Origin of the sequence: Actinomyces procaprae, from assembly GCF_004798665.1 — a bacterium.
Classification (GTDB): Bacteria; Actinomycetota; Actinomycetes; order Actinomycetales; family Actinomycetaceae; genus Actinomyces; species Actinomyces procaprae.
In genome coordinates, this window is sequence record NZ_CP039292.1 from 967,085 (window position 1) to 989,474 (window position 22,390).

Consider the following 22,390-nt stretch of genomic DNA (forward strand, 5'->3'; position numbering starts at 1 on the left):
GCCTGGCTATCCTGTCCGCGTGACCATCCCCAACCGCGTCCCGGCGTCCGCGTCGGCCCGCGCCCGCGGCGAACTCGATCTGGACGCCCTGCGCGCCGGCGTCGGCGGGCGGCTGCTGGCCGACATCGACCGGGCCGTCGTCTGGGACGTCGCCATGCGCACCCCCTTCCGCGGCCTGACCCGCCGCGACGGCGTGCTCCTGCACGGGCCGGCCGGCTGGGGCGAACTCGCCCCCTTCTGGGACTACGACGCCAACACCTGTGCCCCCTGGCTGGCCTCCGCCCTGGAGCAGGCCACCGTCGGGGGCACCGACCTGCCCCGTCACCGTGAGACGGTCCCCGTCAACATCACCGTCCCCGCCGTCGGTCCCGAGCAGGCCCGCTCCCTGATCGCCGCCGCCGGGGCGAGCACCGCTACCGGCCCCGCCCGCAGCGCCTCCCGCCGGTCCGACGCCGTTCCCGTCACCGTCAAGATCAAGGTCACCGGGGCCCGCGTCTCAGACCGTGAGGCCCTGGCCGCCGACATGGAGCGCATCGAGGCCGTGCGTGACGCCATCGGTCCGCGCGGACGCATCCGCATCGACGTCAACGGCGCCTGGGACCTGGAGACCGCCCGTAAGCTCCTGCCCCTGCTGGACACCGCCGCCCAGGGCCTGGAGTACGTGGAACAGCCCTGCGGCTCCACCCAGGCGCTCGCCGACCTGCGGCGCCTGGTGAACATCCCCGTCGCCGCCGACGAGTCGATCCGCCTGTCCAACGACCCGCTGGCCGTGACCCGCCTGGGCGCTGCAGACGTGGCCGTCATCAAGGTCGCCCCGCTTGGTGGCGTGCGTCGCTGCCTCGCCCTGGTCGAGCGCCTCGGCCTGCCCGCCGTCGTCTCCTCCGCAATCGACACCAGCGTCGGCATCGGCGCGGGTGTCACCCTCGCGGCCGCCCTGCCCGAGCTGGAGCACGCCTGCGGGCTGGGTACGGTGCGACTGCTCGCCCGCGACGTCGCTGCTCCCTCCGCCGTACCCGCCGACGACGCCCTGCCGGTACGGCCCGTGCACGTCTCGCGGGCGCTCCTGCGCACCGCCTCCGCCGACACCGAGGTCACCGCCCACTGGCAGACCCGCCTGGTTCACATCGCCGCCGCCCTGCAGCGCAGACGTGAACGGGAAGCCGCAGACCCCAGCCTGGCCGTGGCGGGACTGCGGCTATGAGCGCAGCGCCGCCGTCGCTCAGCGCCGCCCGTGCCCTTGTCAACGCACTTGTCCGGGCCGGTGTGCGCCAGGTTGTCCTCGCGCCCGGATCCCGCTCCGCACCCCTGGTGCCGGCGCTGGCCGCGGCCGAGCGCGACGGCGCACTGCGGGTACGTGTAGTGATTGACGAGCGCACCGCCGGCTTCGTCGCCCTGGGATGCGCTCGCGCCGAGCTATTGGCAGGGTGCCGCCGCCCGGCCGCCGTCGTCACCACCTCCGGCACCGCCGTCGCCAACCTGCACCCGGCTGTCGCGGAGGCCGACGCCGCCGGCGTGCCCCTGCTCCTGGTCACCGCCGACCGGCCCCACGAGGCGGTCGGCACCGGCGCCAACCAGACCACCGAGCAGACCCGTATCTTCGGTGCGGCGCCGCGGCAGGTGGTGGACCTGCCCGCGGACCTCACCGCCGACCTGGGGGAGGTTGCCGGCGCGCGCGCCATCGCCGGCCAGGTGCGCCGGGCGGTGGACGCCGCCACCGGCGCCCTGACCAACGACCCGGGGCCGGCCCAGGTCAACATTCGTTTCCGGCCTCCGCTCGCGCCCGAGCCCGGCGGGGAAGCTCCTCCCGGTGCTGAGACGGTCCCCGGTGCCGCGCCGAAGCCCCAGGGGGACGCACCGCAGCCCCCGGCGGGGACCGGAGCGGAGGCGACGGATCCGCTCGTGTCCTTCCCGGCCTCCCCGGGCCCGGCGGCATGCGGGGCGGCGCCTGCGGCCAGCGGTGTGCCCTCGTGCCGGGAGGAGCGCGGCATCGTCGTCGCCGGGGACAGTGTTGATGACATCGGCCGGTACGCCCGCGCCCTGGCCGAGTACCTGGACTGGCCGCTGCTGGCTGAGCCGACCTCCGGTGCCCGGGGCGGGCCACAGGCCCTGACTCGTTATGCCGAGCTGTTGGCGACGTCGGCGGGTACACGGCTGGCGGGGCGCGCTCAGCGTGTCGTTGTGGCAGGACACCCCAGCCTCACGCGGCCTATCAGCAAGCTGCTTGCCCGCGACGACCTGCGTATAGACGTGCTGGCCTCCACGGCCCGCTGGACCGACGTCGCGGGCGCGGTCAACTCCGTGACGCCGCTTGGGGTCCCCGGTGCTCCGACGGCGTCGGCGCTGTCCGAGCTGGCTGCCGCCCTCGGCCTGTGCCCCGGCCCGCGCGGCTGGACGACGCGGTGGCGTGCTGCCGTCGACGCCCTGCCCGCCGTCAGCGCGCAACCGCGCTCTGGGGCGCTGACCGCGGACGCGGCCGTAACCGCCGTGTGGGATGCCGCCCGCGCGGCCGTCCCGGGCGGAGCCGCGCCCCTGCTGGTCGTCGGCTCCTCCATGACCATCCGGCGGCTGGACCGGCTGGCCGCGCCCGCCGTCGGACCGGCGCCGGCCGCGATCGCCAACCGGGGGCTGGCCGGTATCGACGGGACCCTCGCCACCGCGCTAGGGGCCGCCATCACCGCCGGACCCGTGCGCGCCGTCGTCGGGGACCTGACCTTCCTGCACGACGCCATGAGCCTGTCCCGCGGGCGGCTGGAGGCTCAGCCGGACCTGCAAGTCGTAGTGATTGACGACGGCGGTGGTGAGATCTTCTCCACCCTGGAGTACCCGGCGGTGACTCCGGCAGCGGACTTCGCCCGGTACTTCGCCACACCGCAGCACGCCGACCCGGGAGCAGTCGCAGCCGCCCTTGGCATCACCGTCCACCGGCCCGACGACCTGGGCGCGCTGCGGGCACTGCTGGACGAGCCGGTGCGAGGGATCAGTGTGGTGCAGGTGTGCGCGTAGTCTCGCAGGGCGTGCATGTGGTGCATGCCACTGTGTACTTGTGATATCAAGCTTCAACACGGCATTCACAGGCATGTCCCAGACTAGTGTCGGAGATGACTCAGGTCATGCGTATTGGGTGAGACTCGTCTAGTGAGCGGGCCGTTGGCCCGAGGAGGAGAGCCATGAGCACGAACGATCCCTTCGCCGCATCCGGCGACGCCGAGCGGCCGTCCGCTGACGAGACACAGCGGCTTGGCGCCGGTTCCACGCCGCAGCAGCCCGGCTCCGGCTATGGAGCCTCCAGTGGCAGCGGCGCCTCAGGGTACGGTCCGGGATCGGGCAGCGGCGGGGGAGTGAGCCCCTCATCGCCCTACACCTCCGCGCCCCAGCCGCCCGCCGGCTACAACTTCGGCCGTACCTCCGCGTCGGGCTCCGGGACCTCGCCCTACGCGCCGTCCGCCCAGGGCGCCGGCTCCTGGCCCTACGGACAGTCCGCCGGCCAGGCCGCCGGCGCGGGCAGCTACCAGAGCCCCTACCAGCAGCCGAGCGCGCAGAGCTCCAGCGGCGCAGGCAGTACTCAGCCGCCTTACCAGTCACCGAATCAGTCACTGACTCCCACGGGCCCTGAACCGGGCGGAGCCCGCCGCGGACCGGGCTGGGGCGGCGTGATAGCCACCTCCGTGGTGACCGCACTGCTCGCCTGTGGGGGAACCGTGGCAGCCGTGCACTACCTGGACGACGGCGAAGACACCGGCCGTTCATCCTCCGCGCCGACGGCGATCGCCACCGGCTCCACCACCCAGACGGTCTCCTCCACCGGCACCGCCCCCGACTGGGAGGCCGTGACCGCGGCGGTGTCCAACGCCGTCGTCGCCATCACCGTGGCAGTGAGCGAAGGCACAGCGGTCGGATCCGGCGTCATTTACGACTCCTCCGGCCACATCATCACCAACAACCACGTGGTTGCCGGTGCCTCCCAGATTCAGGTGACGCTTGCGGACGGGCGCATCTACGAGGCGAAGACCACCGGCACCGACCCGGCCACTGACTTGGCCGTCATCGAGCTGGTCGATGCGCCGGATGATCTGACAGTGGCACAGTTCGGCAACTCCGACGACCTGGTCACCGGCGAGGACGTCATGGCCATCGGCAATCCGCTGGGGCTGTCCTCCACCGCCACCACTGGCATTATCTCAGCGCTGAACCGCCCGGTGGTCACTGTCCAGGAGGACACCGACTCCTCAAACCAGGGCGGCTCCTCCCTGCCGGATCAGCTCAGCGGCCTGCTGGGCCAGTCACAAACCACGACAACCATGCAGTACACCAACGCCATCCAGACCGATGCGGCGATTAATCACGGCAATTCCGGTGGCCCGCTGTTCGACAACACCGGCGCCGTAATCGGCATCAATAGTTCGATCGCATCCATGCCCAACTCCACGGAACAGTCTGGATCCATCGGTATCGGCTTTGCGATTCCCTCCAATCTGGCGCAGAAGATCGCCGATCAGCTCATCCAGACCGGTACGGCCACGCACGCTTACCTCGGCGTGGCCATCGAAACCGGTGGTGCCACGACGTCTGATGGCGTCACCCGTGCCGGTGCTGAGGTCAGCACTGTGGAGTCCGGTTCTCCGGCGGATCAGGCCGGTATCGAGGTGGGCGACGTGATCACGGCGATTGATGGGAAGACCACCAGTCAGTCGGCCGCTCTGACCGGATTCGTGCGCCAGTACTCTGCCGGTGACGAGGTGACCTTGACCGTCATTCGCGACGGCAAGGAGATGGAGATCCCGGTGACGCTCAAGGAGCGCGAAGACTCCTGAGCCGGAGGTCCAAGAGACGGCGGGAGCAGTAGCTGAGTTCGGCCGGGGCGCCAGGCGGGCGCCCCGGCCGAATCCGCGTTGTGGGCACAGGCGACGCGTGGGCTCAGGCGAAGACGACGGTGCGATGGCCGTTGAGCAGCACCCGGTGCTCGGCGTGCCAGCGCACCGCCTGTGCCAGTACTCGGCGCTCGACGTCCTGGCCCTTGGCGCGCAGTGTCTCCACGGAGTCCTCGTGGCCGGCACGGGTGACGTCCTGCTCGATGATGGGGCCCTCATCCAGGTCGGGGGTGACGTAGTGGGCGGTCGCGCCGATCAGCTTCACGCCGCGCTCATGCGCCTGGCGGTAGGGGTTGGCACCCTTGAAACTGGGCAGGAAGGAGTGGTGGATGTTGATCACCCCGCCGTGCAGGCGCTCGCACAGGGCGGGGGAGAGGATCTGCATGTAGCGGGCCAGCACCACCAACTCAACGCTCAGGGAGTCAACCAGTTCCAGCAGCTGCGCCTCGGCGTCGGCCTTGGTCTCCTTGGTGACGGGGATGTGGTGGAAGGGGACACCGTAGAAGTCGGCCACGGGCCGCAGGTCCTCATGGTTGCCGACCACGCCGACGACGTCGATCGGCAGGCCCTGGCTGCGGGCGCGGAAGAGCAGGTCGGTCAGGCAGTGGCCCTCCTTGGACACCATGATCAGGGTGCGCATGGGGCGGCCGACCTCGTCCAGTGACCAGGTCATGGAATAGTTGCGGGCGAGCTCTGCGAGGTCCTTCTCCAGCTCATCCCGGGCGACGGTGGTCATTACCTGTACGCGCATGAAGAACAGGCCGGAGACCTCGTCGCCGAACTGCTTGGACTCGGTGATATTGCCGCCGCGCCTGGCCAGCGCCCCGGAGACCGCATTGACGATCCCGGGGCGGTCGGGGCAGGACAGGGTCAGCACGAGGTGCTGCGCGTCGGCGGGTGCGGTGGGGGCGGGCGTGGTCATGGCAGGAGGGTAGCCGACCGACCGGGGCTGGTCGGCTGGCGCTCATCCTTGGCGCGCCTTGAAACGCGGGTTCTTCTTATTGATGACGTAGGTGTGGCCACGACGGCGCACGACCTTGCTGCCCGGTTGCTTGGCGAGTGAGCGGATGGAGGCGCGGACCTTCATGATGTCTCCTTTAGTGGGTCTGTCGTGGTTTCAGCGGGTGCGTTTGCCGTAGCGCCGTTCGAACTTCTCCACCCGTCCGGCCGTATCCAGGATGCGGCCCTTCCCCGTCCAGAACGGGTGTGAGGCACTGGAGATTTCTACGTCGACCAGTGGGTAGGTGTTGCCGTCCTGCCATTGGATGGTGTGGGGCGACGTGATGGTGGAACGCGTGAGGAAGGCGAAGTCTGCGGCCTTATCGCGAAAGACAACGGGATGGTAGTCGGGGTGGATTCCTGGACGCATGGAGCGACTCCTGAAGTCTAGAGATTGTCGATGAGGGAGCTACCAAGAGGCCTTGGTAATGCCGGGCAGCTCGCCCCGCAGGGCCATCTCCCGGAAGCGGACGCGTGAGATGCCCGCCTTGCGGACGAACCCGCGGGGACGTCCGTCCCCCACATCGCGGTTGCGCAGGCGGGTGGGGGAGGCATCGCGGGGCAGCGCGTGCAGAGCGGCCATGGCGGCTTGGCGTTCCTCGACGGAGAGCGCCGGGTTGACACTGTCGCGCTTCAGCTCGGCGCGTCGTTCGGCGTAGCGGGCCACGATCCGGCGGCGACGCGCGTCGGCGGCTAGTTTGGACTTCTTGGCCATCAGCGCGACTCCTTGAACTCGACATGGCGGCGTGCAACCGGGTCGTACTTGCGTCGGACCAGGCGGTCGGGGGTGTTGCGGCGGTTCTTACGGGTGACGTACGTGTATCCGGTACCGGCGGTGGAAACCAGTTTGACGACCGGACGCAGATCCTTATTGTGTGCAGCCATCAGACTCGCTCCCCTCGGGCGCGCATCTGCGCGACCGCAACGTCGATACCCACTCGGTCGATGATCTTGATGCCCTTGGCGCTGACCCTGAGCTTGACCGTGCGTCCCAGGGACGGTACCCAGTAGCGCTTGGTCTGCAGGTTGGGCAGCCACCGCCGCTTGGTGCGGCGATGAGAGTGTGAGATTGAGTACCCGGTGACCGGACGGGCGCCGGTGACTTGGCAGTAGCGGCTCATGGGAGCCATGATATGCGAACGATTCTCATTACCGTCAACTGGAGGTGCCGTGCACTGCCTCACCCTCATCAGCGCCGTCGATCCCATGCTGCTGGACCTGACCGCACTCAGCCTCTACGGCGAGAGAGCGCTGATCCTGCAAGCGACTCTGCTCCCCGAGTACGCTGAGCACGGCGCCATTCGCCTGACGGCGGCGTCGGCACTGGATGCCGGCCTGGCCCCCGCCTTCGGGGCGTCGTCCACTCTTGATGTACCCAGGCCGACCGAATGCTGGACCTGCTCGCTGCGCGAGGTGCTGGTCGCCGTCGCCGAGGATCGTGCACGCCTGGAGCCGGACGGCGCCACTGTGGTACTGCTGCCGGTGGGCGTGGAACTGGTCCACCTGGTTCCTGGTCTTGCCGAGGAACTCGCCTCGGTCTCTGGGGCTTGCCTGGCCGGCATCGCGCATGTCATTGACGCCGATTCCGCGGCGGAGGATCTGCTGGAACATCGACCGCTGTCGGCGTTGGCCGGACAGGCGTACGCCGACGACGCGCGATGTGCGGGGGAGATCCACATGGTCGCCATTGGGTATGCGGATGTGGTGATTGTGCTGGGTGAGGATCCGGTTGGTCGGGACCTGGTGGAGCATCTGCGCCCGCATGACACCCTGCTGCTGCCGGGCATGGATGCTCCGCTGCTGCCGGAGCTGCTGAGCGTGCGGCACGATGTCGACTCCGCGCTGGCCCGTGTTCATCCCGCCACCACCAGGGCGTGGGGCGGGCCCGACGAGCACGGGGTGCGCACCCTGGATCTGTCCTCCGACCTGCCCTTCCACCCCGGGCGGCTGCGCGAATTCGTGGCGGATCTGGCCGGAAACGGGCTGCTGGCCCGCGGCTGCTTCTGGCTTCCCAGTCGTCCCGGGCGCGTGTGCACCTGGGAGGTGGCCGGTGGAGTGGTGAGTGTGGGAGACGCCGGGCCCTGGGATGCCGTGCCGCGCGCGGAGGTCGCGGAGGTGAACGAACTGGCCGTTGCGTCGACCGGGTGGTCCCGAGGCGACGTAGACGGGCCACGATGCCACTTGGTTGTCACGGGAGTGGCGGACGAAACGCAATGCGCGCGGGTGGCCGATGCATTTCATCGGATTCTGTTACGTCCTGATGAGATGGGTGAGGCACTGGCCTGGGCGGGCGCACCGGATGGTCTGGAGGACTGGTTCGGGCAGGAGTGACTTTGGGGAATAGACGTAGTCATGCGGCGGAGTCATGCCTGTCAGGTGGTGTCACCTGACGACTCGGCGCTCGCGGCCAAGCGCGTCGGCTGTTGCTGCCTGGCCCCGACGCGCCGTCGGCGCTAGCATGGGGCCGTCGTCGTGACTGGCGAAAAGGTGGTCACCACCGGGGAGCGGCGGCACGTCACGGGTCCGCCCGCACCCTGCGGTGGCTCCGGGACGCAGCAACGGAGAACCTGGTCGCCCGCCTGGGCCGAGGTCGACGCCAACGCGCGGCCCGCGCCGCGCACACATCAGGAGAACCATGACCGACTCCGCGGCCACCGCCCGCACCGCCCTCAACAACCAGCCCCTGGCCGACCTCGACCCGGAGATCGCCAAGGTCCTCGACGACGAGCTTGCTCGCCAGCGCGGCACCCTGGAGATGATCGCCTCGGAGAACTTCGTGCCGCGCGCCGTCCTCCAGGCACAGGGGAGCGTGCTGACCAACAAGTACGCCGAGGGCTACCCCGGGCGCCGCTACTACGGCGGCTGCGAGGTGGTCGACGTCGCCGAATCCCTGGCCATCGAACGCGCCAAGACCGTCTTCAACGCCGAGTGGGCCAACGTCCAGCCGCACTCCGGCGCCCAGGCCAACGCCGCCGTCCTGCACGCCCTGGCCAACGGCGGCGACACCATCCTCGGCCTGTCGCTCGCCCACGGCGGTCACCTCACGCACGGCATGAAGATCAACTTCTCCGGCAAGAACTACCACGCCACCGCCTACGGCGTGGATGAGACCACGCACCGCATCGAGATGGAGCAGGTGCGCCAGGCCGCCCTGCGCGAGCGCCCCCGCGTGATCATCGCCGGCTGGTCCGCCTACCCCCGACACCTGGACTTCGAGGCCTTCCGCTCCATCGCCGACGAGGTCGGTGCCGCCCTGTGGACCGACATGGCCCACTTCGCCGGGCTGGTCGCCGCCGACCTGCACCCCTCCCCGCTGCCGTGGTCCGACGTCGTGTCCACCACCGTCCACAAGACCCTCGGCGGCCCCCGCTCCGGCATGCTGCTGACCAACCGCGCCGAGCAGTGGGGCAAGAAGCTCAACTCCGCCGTCTTCCCCGGTCAGCAGGGCGGCCCGCTTATGCACGTGATCGCCGCCAAGGCCGTCGCCATGAAGATCGCCGGCACCGACGAGTTCAAGGACCGGCAGGCCCGCACCCTCCAGGGCGCCTCCATCCTCGCCCAGCGCCTGCTCGCCGACGACGTCGCCGCCGCCGGCATCAAGCTGGTCACCGGCGGCACCGACGTCCACCTGGTGCTGGTGGACCTGCGTGACTCCGCCCTGGACGGCCAGCAGGCGGAGGACCTGCTGCACGACGCCGGCATCACCGTCAACCGCAACGCCGTCCCCTTCGACCCGCGCCCGCCGCGCGTCACCTCCGGCCTGCGCATCGGTACCCCGGCTCTGGCCACCCGCGGCTTTGGGGCCGCCGAGTTCACCGAGGTCGCCGAGATCATCGCAACCGCCCTGGCGGCTGGTGCGGCCGGCAACGCCGACGACCACCTGCTCGCCTCCCTGCGCGGACGCGTGCAGGCGCTCACCGACGCCTTCCCGCTCTACCCGGGGCTGGCCCAGTGAGGGCCCCCTGGGAGGGCGCCGCCCGAGTCCTGGACGGTAAGGCCACCGCAGCGGCGCTCAAGGCCGAACTGGCCCAGCGCGTGGCCGTGCTGCGTGAGCGCGGCATCACCCCGGGTCTGGGCACGGTGCTGGTCGGAGAGGACCCCGGCAGCGTCAAGTACGTGGCCGGCAAGCACGCCGACTGCGCCGAGGTGGGCATCGAGTCCATCCGCGTGGACCTTCCCGCCACAGCCACGCAGGCCGAGATCGAGACGGCCATCGACCGTCTCAACGCCGACCCCGCCTGCACCGGCTACATCGTCCAGCTGCCGCTGCCCGCCGGCATCGACACCAACGCCATCCTGGAACGCGTCGCCCCCGACAAGGACGCCGACGGCCTGCACCCCACGAACCTCGGCCGCCTGGTGCTGCGCGGCACCGGTCCGATCACCTCGCCGCTGCCGTGCACGCCGCGCGCCTGCATCGAGCTGATCACCCGCCACGGCATCGACCTGGCCGGCAAGAACGTGTGCGTCGTCGGCCGTGGCGTCACCGTGGGCCGCTCCATCGGCCTGCTGCTGATGCGCAAGGATGTCAACGCCACCGTGGACGTCTGCCACACCGGCACCCGCGACCTGGCCGCGCATGTGCGCCGCGCCGACGTCGTCATCGCCGCCGCCGGCTCGGCCGGCATCGTCACGGCCGACATGGTCGCGCCCGGGGCGGTAGTCCTGGACGTGGGTGTCTCCCGCGTCGTCAACCCGGAGACCGGCAAGGGGCGGATCATGGGCGACGTCGCCGACGGCGTCGACCAGGTCGCCGCCTGGCTGTCCCCGAACCCGGGGGGAGTCGGCCCGATGACGCGCGCCCTACTGCTGGCCAACGTCGTCGAGATCGCCGAACGCAACGCAGCCGACTCATAGGCGCTGGGCCCTGGAGCAGCGGTTCTGGGCTGCGTCACCTGGTTGTGGCTCCCGCTGTGACACGTCTCGGATGAGCTAGGCGCGCTTCACGGGGCTATCCGGCTGACGGTTCGTACCTTTGCCTCGACGCTTCGTACTTCGGCCTGACGGTTCGTACCCGTAGGTGCCGAACCGTCGTAAGCAGGTACGAATCGTCGACCAGAAGGTACGAACCGTCGGCCTTGGTGCCGAACCGTCGTCGGGCTGCATGGCCCGGGAATATAGGCGGCGCACGGCGTACCGGCCCACCGACGTCCACAGGTGTGGTTGGTGCGCCCCTCATTCAAAAACTTGTGAACGGTCAGATGCGGCACGGCGCCGACATCCTCCATGCTGTAGCCATGACCGGTCATGTCTCCTCTGTGCTCCCAGCTGTCGTATCCACCGCCGGATGTCTTGGCACCGTTCCTGAAACTGCCGTACCCATCATGCGTGGACAGATTCTCCTGCCGCAGGCCTCCGCCAGGCACTGGGACCAAAAACGCGAAGTGACCCTGGCCAGGGCCGTCGCCGCGCTGCGTGCCGGCGCCGGTACGATCGCCATCGCATACGAGGCCGCAGTACTCATTCACGGGGGATCACTGCGCAGATTCGAGCCCGATGTTGATGTCCTGCTGTCGTATAGGCCACGTGTGTCCGCCACCGCGCTTCCGCAGGTGATCTACGGTGGAAGACTTGCGCGGCGGGTCCCCAGGGGCGAGCGTATCCCGCTGGAACGTGCGGAACGGTTGGGGCGACGGGTGCGACTACGCCGTCACTACCGCGAAGACCTCCGCGAGCACGACATTGTCACCATCAACGGGGTGCCGGTGACTTCGCTCGCCCGTACGTTGACCGATTGTCTGCTCGACCTACCTCCCGCAGATGCGCTGGTGGCAGGCGACTCGCTGCTACGAGTCCACTGCCGCCCAGACCGTTGGCGCAGTCGAGACACCAACGCGCTGTGGCAGGAGCTGGTTGCCGACGTCGAAGGGCGGCTCAGTTCTTACCGCCACCGCAACGGGCGGGTACGCGCACAGAGTTTGCTCAAGCTGCTGTCCCCCTGGGCGGAGTCTCCGGGCGAAAGCGAGCTGCGCAGAATTCTCCTGGGGGCCGGCTTTCCAATGCCGGACCTTCAGCACCGGGTAGTCGCTGAGAACAATGAGTACTTCCTGGATCTGGCCTGGCCGGAGATCATGCTCGACGTCGAGTTTGACGGCGCCCTGAAGTATGCGGGAGATGACGTAGTGTTCCAGGAGGGAATCCGGCAGGACCGGCTCAAGCGCAGCGGCTGGAGGGTCGTGCGGTTCAAGACGCCGGCACTGCGAGAACCAGACCGTATTGTCCGCGAGGTGCTTGATGCCTCTCCTGAGGGAAGAACGTGGGTGTTGCGGCCGCGGGCCTGGATGAACGCGATGAGCCCGTTGCCGTGAGTCGCACCCGTCTGCGGCGAGGGCGTTACGCCTCGGCGAGATTGCTTTGCGTGACGTCAGCAAGGCGATCGGCGGGCCCGGGTTCTTATGGGTGCCTGTTTTGAGGTGTTGGCTGTGCCGTGAGTCGACGGTCAACATCCGTGCGAGTCTGACGGTTCGTACCTTTGCCTCGACGCTTCGTACTTCGGCCTGGCGGTTCGTACCCGTAGGTGCCGAACCGTCGTAAGCAGGTACGAATCGTCGACCAGAAGGTACGAACCGTCGGCCTTGGTGCCGAATTGTCGCCTGGGCTGGCAGCGACGAACCGCCTCAGAGGTCGTAGTCGACCACCAGTGGAGCGTGATCGGACCAGCGCTCGGCGTAGCTGGCGGCCCGGTCCACGGTGAAGGCACGGGCGCGCTCCGCCAGGATTGGCGTAGCCACCTGGTAGTCGATGCGCCAGCCGGCGTCGTTGTCGAACGCCTTACCGCGCTGGGACCACCAGGTGTAGGGGCCCTGCGCATCGGGCGCAAGGCTGCGTGCCACATCCACCCAGCCGGCGCCGAACCAGCGCTCCAGATACGCGATCTCCTCATCCAGTACGCCGGCTGACTTGTTGTGGTTGGGGCGCCAGTTCTTGATGTCCCGCTCGGAGCGGACAATGTTGAGGTCACCGGCCATGAGCACCTGCGGCCCGCCTGCCTCGGCGGCCGCCAGCAGTGATGCCATCCGGAGATCCACCAGGTCGAGGTGGGCGTACTTCTGGTCCATCTTGATGGTGCCCACCTGGCCGGAGTGGAAGTAGGCGGACACCACGGTCAGGGCTGTCTGCCTAGTCGTCGGCACAGTGACAGTCGGATCGGCGCCGGCCGGACCGGGGCCGGCCGTCCCGGTGCTAGTCAGCAGGTCGACTTCGAGCCAGCGGCCGGAGTCCACATCCGGCTCCTCGCTTCCGGGCGCGCTGACACCTCGCCGCGCCGCGCCCACCTCAACCGGGGCGCCCTCACGCACCGCGACGGCGACGCCGGCCCGTCCCTTGACCCGACAGGGCCAGATCACCGACTCGTACCCCGGCAGGAGCGCGGCCGCAGTGGTCTCATCCGCGCGCACCTCCTGCAGCAAGAGCACGTCGGGGGCGCAGGCCTCCAGCCAGGAGGCCATCTGCTTGCGGGCGGCGGCACGAATGCCGTTTACGTTGACGGTGGCTACGCGCATGGGGACCGAGTGTACGTGTGAGCCCGCCCGGCCACGAGCCCCGAGTAGGTCAGCCGGTCGCTGGATTCGGCAGCGCCGCGCGTACTGACCGCGGCGTGTGATTCGCGGCGGTCGCGGCGCAGCGCCGGGGAGGGTCTGCTGGCGGGACCCGTGATGCCCCTGTCAGATGCTGTGTTTTCCTGCGACAATGGCTGCATGGAGCGCAGGTTCTTCGACGTCTTCCGGCGTCCGGCGGGCAAGCCCGATGTCGCCGCCGAGACCGCGGACAGCAGTAATGAAGCGGGCGCCCCCGAGGTCGGCCGCCGGCGCACCATCCACGCGATCGTCTCCGGGCGGGTACAAGGCGTCGGCTTCCGCTGGTCCTGCATGGAGGAGGGGGAGCGACTCGGGCTGGTCGGTGAGGTGCGCAACCTCGACGACGGCGACGTGGAGGTCCTCGCCCAGGGCCCGGCCGACGACGTCGCCCGCATGATCGCCTGGCTCTACCACGGCCCGCGCTGGGCGAACGTCGCCTCCGTGCACGTAACCGACATGAAGCCCGGCAGCCTGCGCCACCGCGCCTTCATCATGGGCAACTGACATCCCACGACCTTGGGGCGCACCGCACGACCCCGGGGTGGTCGTGGAACACACCCCGGGGTCGTGCAACTTACAGGCAGCCGGTGGGAGGTACGCGGCCCGGCAGGCCTGGTGCGGCTGGACGCCGCGCTCAGTAGCGGATCGCGTCGATCGGCTTGATGCGCACCGCCACCAGTGCCGGGATGATGCCGGACAGCGCCCCCACCACGGTCGCGGCGACAAGCCCGATCAGGGCGGCCGACATGGGGAACGGCGGACGGGTCTCCACCGCCACCCCCAGCAGCGTCTCCAGCGGTGCCACACGCATGCCGACGATGGCAATGCCGATCCCAATGATGCCGGCCACCACCGTAGCCACCACCGACTCCAGCATGATGGAGAAGAAGATCCTGCGGCTGGTCGCCCCGAAGGATCGGCGCACGCCGATCTCATGGATGCGCTGCTTGACCGTCACCATGGAGATGTTGATCAGGCTGAGTGCCCCCAGGATCATGACGAACACGCCCGCAACAGTTACGGTGGTCGTGAAGCCGCCGGTGTCCAGGCCCTGCATTTCGCCGGTGTTGGAGACGGCGTTGGTGGACCCCGCCCCGAACTGGGCGTCCAGGTCGTGCTTCGCCAGGCTGATCACCTGCTGCTCCTGGTCCTCACCGGCCCAGATCTCCAGCGTCGGTGCGGGCAGTGAGGCGCGATCCTCCTGGCTCAGCCACTGCTCATACGGCCTGGCCAGCACGTAGGCGCTGACCGATTGGGTGCAGTATTCGTACGAGTCCGGGTTACCCGCGCACCAGGTCAGGTCATCGGGCTTGAGCACGCCAACGATGGTGAAGGTGGTTTGCGCGGGTGAGTGGACGCGCACCGTCAGCGGGCCGTCCAGGGTGGTGTAGCCCAGCTGCTCCAGGAACCCCTGGGAGACGACCAGCGAGGGGGACAGGTCGTCCTCGTCGTCGGCGGAGAACCAGCGGCCCTGCGCCACGGCGGTGTGGTGGAGCGTGGCGTAGCCGAGGCTGACTGCGGTGGTGTCGACGCTGCGGGAGCCGCCCGGGAAGGCCACGCGCATCTGCTGGGAGTATCTGGTGGCCCAGCTACTGGCGCTGTAGCGCTCCACCAGCCGCAGCTGCGCCTCGGTGATGAGAGTGGTGGTGTTGGTGCGCGATTCGGCGCCACCCTCCTCAGCAGACTCTGCGACGCCGACCTCGTCTGAGCCGGTGTTGAAGTCGCCGCTCACACCGCGGCCGGTGGGCGTCACCTCGATCCGTACCGTGCCGGGGCGACCGGCGTAACTGGCGATCTCCTGGTCGATGATTGCGCTGGTCACCTGCCCCAGGGCGATTACGAAGGTCATGGCGGCCACCGCCGCCCCGACCCCCACCAGGGAGAGCATGACCCGCAGCTTGCCGATGCGAAGCTGGGCCCAGGCCTCCACCAGGGCCCCGAAGAATCCGGTGAAGAAGCCTGTCATGATGCTGCCTCCTCCTGCACGGTGCGCGGCTCCTGCGGCCCTGGTGCCTGGGCGTCGCCGGCGATGACCTCGGTGAACTCATCCAGACCCCCCGTGCGCTCGTGGCGCACCGTGATCGGGGTGAGTACGCCGTGGTCCAGCCGGTACTGGGTGTGTGCGCGTCCTGCCACCGCCAAGTCGTGGGTGATGACCACCAGCGCGGCGCCGGTCTCATGGCACTGGCGCTCAAGCAGTTCCATTACCAGTGCGCCGGTGTCGACGTCGAGCGCCCCGGTGGGCTCGTCGGCCAGAATCACTCGGGGACGGCGGGCCAGGGCGCGGGCAATGGCGACGCGCTGCTGCTCACCTCCGGACAGGTTGCCTATGGGCGCCCCGATCTTCTCCTCCAGGCCGACCGAGGTCAGCAGCTCCTCCGCGCGGCGGGTGCGCATCCAGAAGGCGGTACCCGTGTCATACAGGAGCGGTGCCGCCACATTCTCCGTGGTGGACAGGCCTGCGATGAGGTTGAATGACTGGAAGACGTAGCTGAAGGTCCGCCCGCGCAGATGGGCGCGGCGTGCCTCACCCAGGCGGCGGGTGTCCCGCCCGTCCACACTGTAGGTGCCGGCGGTGGGCTGGTCGATCAGTCCGATCAGGTTCAGCAGCGTCGACTTGCCGGTGCCGGAGCGGCCCACCACGGCCACGTGCTCGCCGGGCTCAACATCCAGGTTCACGTCGGTGAGGATGTGCAGGGGTGGGGAGTCGGGCACCTCGAAGGTGCGGGCGATGCCCCGCATACTCAGCAGGGGAGTCACAGGATCTCCTCGCCGTTCTCGTCGTAGCAGGCGGAGCCGTCCGGCTCACAGGTGTTCGGCTCCCCGGTGCGCGCAATGTCCTTGTTCGGTACGAACAGCAGGATCTCGTCCCCCTCGGCCAGGCCGTCGGTGACCTGAACGTTCTCGCCGTCGGTGATTCCCAGGGTGACCTCCCGCTTCTCGGCGGCGTCGGGATCGGCGGGGTCGGTGACCACCCAGACGTTCCCCTTGGTGACGGTCCCCTCCACGGCGGTGACGGGCACGATCAGCGTGTCGGTGGCGGAACCGGCGTCGATACCGATGGTCACCGACAGCCCCGGGAAGACCTGCTGGTCCGAGGGCACCGGGCAGCGCACCTCGACGGTGGTGCCGTCGCCGGTGGTGGTGGTGACCTGCCCGGTCTCGGAGGTGGTGGTGGAGGTGGTCTCCCGAGTGCCGATCTTCAGGCCCGTGCACTCGAACGGAGCCGGCCCGCCCTCCACGGTGAGGGTGGCGGAGGAGGGGGCGTTGGTGAGCCGGTACTGCTGGTCGGCGGTGATGGTTCCCTTGGCGGAGTAGGTGCCGGGGGAGACGGTGGCGACGACCATGCCGACGCTCGTCTCCTGGTCCTGAATGACGTTGAAGGAGACGACGCCGCTGGTCGGGGCGTAGACGGTGGACCAGGTGACCTTGTCCTCCACGGGAGTCTGGACGGGGTTGCCCTCCTCGTCCGTGCTCACCGTCGGCTCCTGGGGCTCGACGAGCTTGAGGTAGAGCAGCGGCTCGCCCTGCGTGACGGTCGCGCCCTTGCTCACGGCGAAGGAGTCGACGACGCCGTTGAGCGTTGCCTGCGCCTCCACGGCGGCGTCCTCCACGACCTGCCCCTTGACATCCACGGTGTTGGTGATGTCCCCCGCGGTCACGATGGTGGTCTGAGTGGCGGGGTCGATGCCGGGTTCGATCTCCGCCGTCGTGCCGTCATTGGAATCGGGGAAGAAGGCGATCTTCACCAGTGCGACCGCGACGATCAAGGCGATCAGAATCTTTATGGTGGGCAGGACATAGCGCTTCACGGCGCACCTCCGGTCGGCCGTCGTGGCCGAGTGGGCAGTAGGGGACGGTCGGGTGTACGGGGTGGGCCGCGACGGGTGCCGGGCCCTTCAAGACACGACACGAGGTTAGGCCGTTATGGGTGCCGACACACTCATCCGCAGGTAGGAGAACACCCTGATTCCTCCCGGATTCGGGACTGGGGGATCTCCTCCGCCAGGAGGATGCGGCATGCTCGCCCCGTCGCCGGGGCGGGAACGCCTATGCGCATGTGGGTGTGCGCCGCCGCACCGCACGCGACTCGGCACAAAACTGGGAACGCCTATGCGCGTGTGGTGCGCGAGCGCCTGCCTGGCGTGGAGCCCGTGGCCGCGTGGGACGCCTACGCGCGGGTGGCTGTGCCCCCGTACCGCCTCAAGCCAGGCGGCCGGCCGGTGCGGAGGGCACCGCGTTCAGGAAGGCGGGGGCGGCGAAGCCCCGGTCCGCATAGGCGTCGACGACGGCGCGGGCCACCGCATCCACGGCGGCGGTGTCCACCAGCGCGATGGCGCTGCCGCCGAAGCCGCCGCCGGTCATGCGTGCGCCGTACGCCCCCGCTGCCCGGGCCGCCTCCACGGCCACATCGAGCTCGGGGCAGGTGACCTCGTAGTCCACCCGCAGCGACTCGTGGCTGGCGTCCATGAGCGCGCCCACCTGTGCCGGCTTCTCGCCGGTCAGCGGGGCGCCGTCCTGCAGCAGCGCCACCAGGGCACGGGTGCGGTCGATCTCGGTGACGACGTGGCGGGTGCGCGCCACCAGCACGGCGGCGTCCTCCGCGCCGGAGGCCTCCAGCTTCGCCAGGGCCGCGTCGAGGGAGCCTGCGTCGATATCCGCCAGCAGCGGGACGCCGAGGATCTCTGCGGCGCGCTCGCATGCGGAGCGGCGGGCACCGTACTGGCCGTCAACCAGGGAGTGCTTGGCCTTGGTGTCGATCACCAGCAGCGTCAGCCCTGCCGCCGCCAGGTCGAAGGGCACGTGCGTCGCCGACCCGTCCCGGCAGTCCAGCTCGAGCGCATGGCCGGCACGGCAGCGCATGGAGGCCGATTGGTCCATGCCGCCGGTGGGAGCTCCCGCCATCTCGTTCTCGGCACGGATGCAGGCGGTCACCAGGCGGGCGCGGCCGGCGTCGTCGGGGGCGTCCGCAGCCCCGGCCAGGCCCAGGGCGCACACGTCATCCAGGGCGACGGCGGTGGCGCACTCCAGGGCGGCGGAGGAGGACAGGCCCCCGCCCAGGGGCACGCAGGAGTACAGGGCGGCATCGAAGCCGTTGAGCGGACCGAGGCCATCGCGCTCCAGTGCCCAGGCGACACCCGCCACGTAGGCGTTCCAGTGCCGCACCTCCCCGGGAGTGCCCTTCGGTCCGATGGCGTCCAGGTCGAGCACGTCGATGGTCTCGCGGGTCTGCGGGGATACCAGGCGGATCGTGCGGTCCTCGCGGCGACGCAGCGCCAGGTGGGCGCGGTGCGGCAGCGCGATGGGCAGCGCCAGGCCGCCGTTGTAGTCGGTGTGCTCCCCGATGACATTCACGCGCCCGGGCGCGTACCACACGCCGTCGGGATCGCCCCCGAAGGCCTCGCGGAACAGGGAGGTGGCGGCGGTTACGCCCTCATCGGGGGTAAGCGCGGGGGAGAAGGCGGGCTCGGATCCGACAACGGCGGCGGGCTGAGACTCGGTGCGCGGCATGGGAGCATTCTGCCAGACGAATCCGTTGAAAGTGCCTCCCGGGGCCGAGCCGTCCGGCGGGGAGGCTCGGTCCGCGGGTCCGGGATGTCCCCGAGGCCCCGCCGGGGGTAGGGTGCAGCTGCTAATCGCCCGCGCTTCGAGACACAGGAACCAGGAGGAACACGCGCCTTATGGACGTTCCTGCTCCCTCACCCAGCCAGTGCGTGCTCGGCGTGACGATCGTGCTGCCCGAGCCGTGGGCGACGCGCGTGCGCGGCGTGCGCATGGCGGTGGGCGACCCGCACGGGAACTCCGTGCCGCCGCATATCACCCTGCTGCCGCCAACCGCCGTGGAGAAGGCGGACCTGGAGGCGGTGACCGCCCACGTGGCCAGGGTCGCCTCCCACGCCACGCCCTTCACCCTGTGCGTGGCCGGGGTCGGCACCTTCCGGCCGGTGAGCCCGGTGGTGTTCCTCGACGTCGCCGCGGGCGGTTCGGCCATCGACGCCCTCCAGCAGGCGCTGCGTGCCGACCACGGGCCGCTGCGGCGCACCCTGCGCTTCCCCTTCCACCCGCACGTCACCCTCGCCCACGAGGTCGACGACGCCGCCCTCGACCTGGCCGAGCACGCCGGCAGCGGCATCGCGGCCGACTTCGTCGTCGACCGCATCCACTTGCAGCGGCTGGCGCCCGACGGCAGCTGGGAATCGCTCATGACCCCCGTGCTGGGGGAGGCCAACACCCACGCCCGGCGGGCGCAGCCGCTAGCCTGACACGGTGAACGCCGCGCCCACCTCAGACCAGAACGCCGACCCGACAGCCACGGGCGGCCCTGACGCCCCCGTCCTGCATGCGATCATTCCCGCCGGCGGTGCCGGTACCAGGCTGTGGCCGCTCAGCCGCAAGGGCCGTCCCAAGTTCCTTCTGGACCTGACCGGCTCCGGCCGCAGCCTGCTGCAGGGCACCGTGGCCCGCCTGGCCCCACTGGCGGCGACGACGACGGTGGTCACCGGTGTGGCCCATGTCGCCGCCGTCGCCCGGCAGCTGCCTGACCTGCCGGAGGAGAATCTGCTGGCGGAGCCGGCCCCGCGCGACTCCATGGCCGCCATCGGCCTGGCCGCCGCCGTGATCGCGCGCCGCCACGGGCGTGAGGCGATCGTCGGCTCCTTCGCCGCCGACCACCTCGTGGCCGACGCCGCCGCCTTCCGCAATGCGGTTCGTCAGGCCGCCGCACTGGCTGCGGCCGGCTGGCTGGTGACCATCGGCATTGAGGCCACCGGACCATCCACCGCCTTCGGCTACATCCACGCCGGCGCCGCCCTGGACGTGCCCGGGGCGCCGGACGGGCGCCGCGTGCTCGGCTTCACCGAGAAGCCGGACGCCGCTACCGCGGCGGCCTACCTTGCCACCGGCGACTACCGGTGGAATGCCGGCATGTTCGTGGTGCGGGCCGGCGTCCTGCTGGACCACCTGGCGGCACTGCGGCCCGCGCTGGCCGCAGGCATCGACGAGATCGCCGCCGCCTGGGACACCCCCGACCGCGACTCGGTGATGGCGCGGGTGTGGCCCGCCCTGGAGGCTATCGCCATCGACCATGCCATCGCCGAGCCCGTGGCGGCCGCCGGCGGTGTGGCCACGGTCCCCGGAGACATGGGGTGGGACGACGTCGGCGGCTTCGACACGCTCGCCGAGCTGGTCCCCGCCGTCGGCGCGGGCGCGGCTGCGGGTGCGGCCGTCCTGGGGGAGGCGGATGTGGAGGCGGTGGATGCCGGCGGCGCCCTGGTCGCCTCCACCTCCGGCCGCAAGGTGGTGCTGCTGGGGACGCCGGGCGTCGTCGTGGTCGATACCCCCGACGCGCTGCTGGTGACGACTCCGGAGCGGGCCCAGGACGTCAAGGGCGTCGTCGACCGGCTCAAGGCGGCCGGGCGGGACGCGCTCCTGTGAGAGCGGCCGACGCGGGGCGCGGACACCGGGCCGTGACCGCAATCCTCGCTGGACGGCGGGGCGCCAGCCTCTGCAAGGATTGTAAGACAGTGCAAGAAGAGGGCTGGGAGAGGCCGGTGCGGCGCGTTCGCGCAAGCTGGGGAACAACCTGCGGCGTGAGTCACGTCCTGGTCGCAATTTGGCGATCTGTCGCCGATTGTGCGTTAGGTCGCAGGCGAGCGTCTATGCTGGATGCCCGAGCCGGTGCCACCCCGGCCGGCTCCTTGCAAGGGCGCAAGCCCATGACCTCATCTGGAGACACGACCGTGAAGAAGAAGTATCCCGCCGTAACACTCGGCCTGGTTGCCGCCCTCTCGCTCGCCGCCTGCGGCTCGGCTCCCGATTCCTCCTCTGGGGGAGCCGCGAGCGACTTCACCGCCTGCATGGTCTCCGACGAGGGCGGCTTCGACGACCAGTCCTTCAACCAGTCCGGCAAGGAGGGCCTGGACCGCGCCAAGAGCGACCTCGGCGTCAAGACGATCGCCGTCGAGTCCCAGTCCGACGCCGACTACCCCACCAACGTCGACTCCCTCATCCAGCAGAACTGCAACCTGATCATCGGCGTCGGCTTCAAGCTCGCCGAGCACCTGACCACCGCCGCGCAGGAGAACCCGGACATCAACTTCGCGCTCATTGACTCCCGCTTCACCGATGCCGACGGCAACGTGGTCGAACTGGACAACGCCAAGCCGCTGACCTTCAACACCGCGGAGGCCGCCTACCTGGCCGGCTATGTCGCTGCCGGCACGACTCAGACCGGCAAGGTCGCCACTTACGGGGGTGGAGTCCTGCCCACCGTGCAGATCTTCATGGAGGGCTTCGCCAAGGGGGTGGAGAAGTACAACGAGGACAACGGTACCGACGTCGAGGTCCTCGGCTGGGACCCCGACAACCCGGGCGCCGGCTCCTTCGTGGGCAACTTCACCGACACCCCCGTGGGCCAGCAGTTCACCGAGCACTTCCTGTCCCAGGGAGCCGATATCGTGATGCCCGTGGCCGGCCCGGTCGGCTCCGGCACCATCGCGGCGGTCAAGGCCGCCGGTGACGACAACAATGCGATCGTCTGGGTCGACGCCGACGGCTACCTCACCACCGAGTCCCTCGGCGGCAGCAAGTACATGCTGACCTCCGTGATGAAGGGCATCGACACCGCCGTATACGACACCGTCAAGGAGGCCTCGGAGGGCAACTTCACCTCCGCGCCCTTCATCGGCACGCTCGCCAACGACGGCGTGTCCATCGCCGACTACCACGACTGGTCCGACCGCGTCCCCGAAGAGGTCAAGGAGCAGGTCGAGGTACTCAAGCAGCAGATCATCGACGGCACCCTCGACGTCTCCACGCCCTACGACCCGTCCTGACCGGCCCCGCGCCAATTCAATCCGGTGACGCCGTCGTCCTTGACGGGGTGGCGGCGTCACCGGCGCCCGGCCCGGTAACTCCACCCCGCCCGGCGCCCACTTTCAGCCCCAA

General features: G+C 69.8%; 22 protein-coding genes. 11 read left to right on the plus strand and 11 right to left on the minus strand.

All coding sequences use genetic code 11. The features are described from left to right. Positions 1 to 19 precede the first annotated feature (19 nt). The 3 genes from E4J16_RS03720 (at position 20) to E4J16_RS03730 (ending at position 4,811) form a co-directional block, all read left to right on the plus strand. Entirely contained in the window at positions 20 to 1,201 is a 1,182-nt protein-coding gene (locus E4J16_RS03720; protein ID WP_240038255.1) for an o-succinylbenzoate synthase, read from the plus strand. Then, on the plus strand, positions 1,198 to 3,003 hold the full coding sequence (gene menD, locus E4J16_RS03725) for a 2-succinyl-5-enolpyruvyl-6-hydroxy-3-cyclohexene-1-carboxylic-acid synthase (RefSeq protein ID WP_136313300.1): 1,806 nt from the start codon (positions 1,198 to 1,200) through the stop codon (positions 3,001 to 3,003). Before E4J16_RS03720 ends, menD begins: the two co-directional genes overlap by 4 nt. A 164-nt stretch (positions 3,004 to 3,167) precedes the next feature. Further along, positions 3,168 to 4,811, plus strand: coding sequence for a S1C family serine protease (locus tag E4J16_RS03730; protein WP_136313301.1), 1,644 nt, complete (start codon positions 3,168 to 3,170; stop codon positions 4,809 to 4,811). 103 nt (positions 4,812 to 4,914) lie between these two features. On the opposite strand, the gene purU is transcribed toward E4J16_RS03730, so the two are convergent. From purU to rpmB, 6 genes are read right to left on the minus strand one after another with little or no spacing between them, the layout of a single operon-like run. Beyond that, entirely contained in the window at positions 4,915 to 5,790 is an 876-nt protein-coding gene (purU, locus tag E4J16_RS03735; protein ID WP_136193785.1) for a formyltetrahydrofolate deformylase, read from the minus strand. Between the two features lie 42 nt (positions 5,791 to 5,832). Then, on the minus strand, positions 5,833 to 5,955 hold the full coding sequence (gene ykgO / locus E4J16_RS03740; RefSeq protein ID WP_017194831.1) for a type B 50S ribosomal protein L36: 123 nt from the start codon (positions 5,953 to 5,955) through the stop codon (positions 5,833 to 5,835). Between the two features lie 30 nt (positions 5,956 to 5,985). Continuing rightward, positions 5,986 to 6,237 carry a type B 50S ribosomal protein L31 gene (locus tag E4J16_RS03745; RefSeq protein ID WP_136193784.1) on the minus strand — a complete coding sequence of 84 codons (252 nt, stop codon included), beginning with the start codon at positions 6,235 to 6,237 and terminating at the stop codon, positions 5,986 to 5,988. A 39-nt stretch (positions 6,238 to 6,276) separates the two neighbouring features. Next, the gene (gene rpsN, locus E4J16_RS03750) at positions 6,277 to 6,582 is read right to left on the minus strand and encodes a 30S ribosomal protein S14 (RefSeq protein ID WP_136313302.1); all 306 of its coding nucleotides are present in this window, start codon (positions 6,580 to 6,582) and stop codon (positions 6,277 to 6,279) included. Continuing rightward, positions 6,582 to 6,752 (minus strand): 50S ribosomal protein L33, encoded by a 171-nt coding sequence (gene rpmG / locus E4J16_RS03755; RefSeq protein WP_136193782.1) that lies wholly within the window; start codon positions 6,750 to 6,752, stop codon positions 6,582 to 6,584. The genes rpsN and rpmG overlap by 1 nt, the downstream gene beginning before the upstream one ends. Then, positions 6,752 to 6,988: a 50S ribosomal protein L28 gene (gene rpmB, locus E4J16_RS03760; RefSeq protein WP_168708164.1), complete on the minus strand. Its 237-nt coding sequence runs from the start codon at positions 6,986 to 6,988 to the stop codon at positions 6,752 to 6,754. Before rpmB ends, rpmG begins: the two co-directional genes overlap by 1 nt. Positions 6,989 to 7,037: 49 nt before the next feature. Here rpmB and E4J16_RS03765 point away from each other — a divergent pair, with 49 nt between their 5' ends. From E4J16_RS03765 to E4J16_RS03780, 4 genes are all read left to right on the plus strand, one after another. Beyond that, positions 7,038 to 8,198 (plus strand): GTP-binding protein, encoded by a 1,161-nt coding sequence (locus tag E4J16_RS03765; RefSeq protein WP_136193780.1) that lies wholly within the window; start codon positions 7,038 to 7,040, stop codon positions 8,196 to 8,198. 304 nt (positions 8,199 to 8,502) lie between these two features. Beyond that, positions 8,503 to 9,822 carry a serine hydroxymethyltransferase gene (glyA, locus tag E4J16_RS03770; protein ID WP_136313303.1) on the plus strand — a complete coding sequence of 440 codons (1,320 nt, stop codon included), beginning with the start codon at positions 8,503 to 8,505 and terminating at the stop codon, positions 9,820 to 9,822. Next, on the plus strand, positions 9,819 to 10,724 hold the full coding sequence (locus E4J16_RS03775; RefSeq protein WP_136193778.1) for a bifunctional methylenetetrahydrofolate dehydrogenase/methenyltetrahydrofolate cyclohydrolase: 906 nt from the start codon (positions 9,819 to 9,821) through the stop codon (positions 10,722 to 10,724). Before glyA ends, E4J16_RS03775 begins: the two co-directional genes overlap by 4 nt. Before the next feature lie 467 nt (positions 10,725 to 11,191). Next, the gene (locus tag E4J16_RS03780; RefSeq protein WP_136193777.1) at positions 11,192 to 12,175 is read left to right on the plus strand and encodes a hypothetical protein; all 984 of its coding nucleotides are present in this window, start codon (positions 11,192 to 11,194) and stop codon (positions 12,173 to 12,175) included. A gap of 309 nt (positions 12,176 to 12,484) precedes the next feature. Here the strand turns inward: E4J16_RS03780 and E4J16_RS03785 are convergent, their stop codons facing one another. Beyond that, complete coding sequence (locus E4J16_RS03785; protein ID WP_136313304.1) at positions 12,485 to 13,369, minus strand: exodeoxyribonuclease III; 885 nt, start codon at positions 13,367 to 13,369, stop codon at positions 12,485 to 12,487. A 195-nt stretch (positions 13,370 to 13,564) separates the two neighbouring features. On the opposite strand from E4J16_RS03785, the gene E4J16_RS03790 reads away from it, so the two are divergent. Further along, positions 13,565 to 13,948, plus strand: coding sequence for an acylphosphatase (locus E4J16_RS03790; RefSeq protein ID WP_136313305.1), 384 nt, complete (start codon positions 13,565 to 13,567; stop codon positions 13,946 to 13,948). A gap of 130 nt (positions 13,949 to 14,078) precedes the next feature. Here the strand turns inward: E4J16_RS03790 and E4J16_RS03795 are convergent, their stop codons facing one another. From E4J16_RS03795 to galK, 4 genes are all read right to left on the minus strand, one after another. Beyond that, positions 14,079 to 15,410: an ABC transporter permease gene (locus tag E4J16_RS03795; RefSeq protein ID WP_136313306.1), complete on the minus strand. Its 1,332-nt coding sequence runs from the start codon at positions 15,408 to 15,410 to the stop codon at positions 14,079 to 14,081. Next, the gene (locus E4J16_RS03800; RefSeq protein ID WP_204519930.1) at positions 15,407 to 16,204 is read right to left on the minus strand and encodes an ABC transporter ATP-binding protein; all 798 of its coding nucleotides are present in this window, start codon (positions 16,202 to 16,204) and stop codon (positions 15,407 to 15,409) included. Before E4J16_RS03800 ends, E4J16_RS03795 begins: the two co-directional genes overlap by 4 nt. Further along, positions 16,201 to 17,256: a permuted SH3 domain-containing protein gene (locus E4J16_RS03805; protein ID WP_136193773.1), complete on the minus strand. Its 1,056-nt coding sequence runs from the start codon at positions 17,254 to 17,256 to the stop codon at positions 16,201 to 16,203. Before E4J16_RS03805 ends, E4J16_RS03800 begins: the two co-directional genes overlap by 4 nt. A 391-nt stretch (positions 17,257 to 17,647) precedes the next feature. Next, complete coding sequence (gene galK, locus E4J16_RS03810; protein ID WP_136193772.1) at positions 17,648 to 18,955, minus strand: galactokinase; 1,308 nt, start codon at positions 18,953 to 18,955, stop codon at positions 17,648 to 17,650. Positions 18,956 to 19,125: 170 nt separating this feature from the next. Between galK and E4J16_RS03815 the strand changes: the two genes are divergently transcribed. From E4J16_RS03815 to E4J16_RS03825, 3 genes are all read left to right on the plus strand, one after another. Next, on the plus strand, positions 19,126 to 19,707 hold the full coding sequence (locus E4J16_RS03815) for a 2'-5' RNA ligase family protein (RefSeq protein ID WP_136193771.1): 582 nt from the start codon (positions 19,126 to 19,128) through the stop codon (positions 19,705 to 19,707). 4 nt (positions 19,708 to 19,711) lie between these two features. Beyond that, complete coding sequence (locus E4J16_RS03820; RefSeq protein WP_136193770.1) at positions 19,712 to 20,878, plus strand: mannose-1-phosphate guanylyltransferase; 1,167 nt, start codon at positions 19,712 to 19,714, stop codon at positions 20,876 to 20,878. A gap of 305 nt (positions 20,879 to 21,183) precedes the next feature. Further along, the gene (locus E4J16_RS03825) at positions 21,184 to 22,278 is read left to right on the plus strand and encodes a BMP family lipoprotein (protein ID WP_136193843.1); all 1,095 of its coding nucleotides are present in this window, start codon (positions 21,184 to 21,186) and stop codon (positions 22,276 to 22,278) included. The last annotated feature ends 112 nt before the right edge of the window (positions 22,279 to 22,390 follow it).

Bases quoted from the DNA above. Each gene is read 5' to 3' on its own strand.
- rpsN (WP_136313302.1), bottom strand. From the start codon at position 6,582: ATGGCCAAGAAGTCCAAACTAGCCGCCGACGCGCGTCGCCGCCGGATC.
- E4J16_RS03730 (WP_136313301.1), top strand. From the start codon at position 3,168: ATGAGCACGAACGATCCCTTCGCCGCATCCGGCGACGCCGAGCGGCCG.
- E4J16_RS03790 (WP_136313305.1), top strand. From the start codon at position 13,565: ATGGAGCGCAGGTTCTTCGACGTCTTCCGGCGTCCGGCGGGCAAGCCC.
- glyA (WP_136313303.1), top strand. From the start codon at position 8,503: ATGACCGACTCCGCGGCCACCGCCCGCACCGCCCTCAACAACCAGCCC.
- E4J16_RS03795 (WP_136313306.1), bottom strand. From the start codon at position 15,410: ATGACAGGCTTCTTCACCGGATTCTTCGGGGCCCTGGTGGAGGCCTGG.
- E4J16_RS03785 (WP_136313304.1), bottom strand. From the start codon at position 13,369: ATGCGCGTAGCCACCGTCAACGTAAACGGCATTCGTGCCGCCGCCCGC.
- E4J16_RS03745 (WP_136193784.1), bottom strand. From the start codon at position 6,237: ATGCGTCCAGGAATCCACCCCGACTACCATCCCGTTGTCTTTCGCGAT.
- E4J16_RS03780 (WP_136193777.1), top strand. From the start codon at position 11,192: ATGCGTGGACAGATTCTCCTGCCGCAGGCCTCCGCCAGGCACTGGGAC.
- purU (WP_136193785.1), bottom strand. From the start codon at position 5,790: ATGACCACGCCCGCCCCCACCGCACCCGCCGACGCGCAGCACCTCGTG.
- rpmB (WP_168708164.1), bottom strand. From the start codon at position 6,988: ATGAGCCGCTACTGCCAAGTCACCGGCGCCCGTCCGGTCACCGGGTAC.
- galK (WP_136193772.1), bottom strand. From the start codon at position 18,955: ATGCCGCGCACCGAGTCTCAGCCCGCCGCCGTTGTCGGATCCGAGCCC.
- ykgO (WP_017194831.1), bottom strand. From the start codon at position 5,955: ATGAAGGTCCGCGCCTCCATCCGCTCACTCGCCAAGCAACCGGGCAGC.
- menD (WP_136313300.1), top strand. From the start codon at position 1,198: ATGAGCGCAGCGCCGCCGTCGCTCAGCGCCGCCCGTGCCCTTGTCAAC.
- E4J16_RS03815 (WP_136193771.1), top strand. From the start codon at position 19,126: ATGGACGTTCCTGCTCCCTCACCCAGCCAGTGCGTGCTCGGCGTGACG.
- rpmG (WP_136193782.1), bottom strand. From the start codon at position 6,752: ATGGCTGCACACAATAAGGATCTGCGTCCGGTCGTCAAACTGGTTTCC.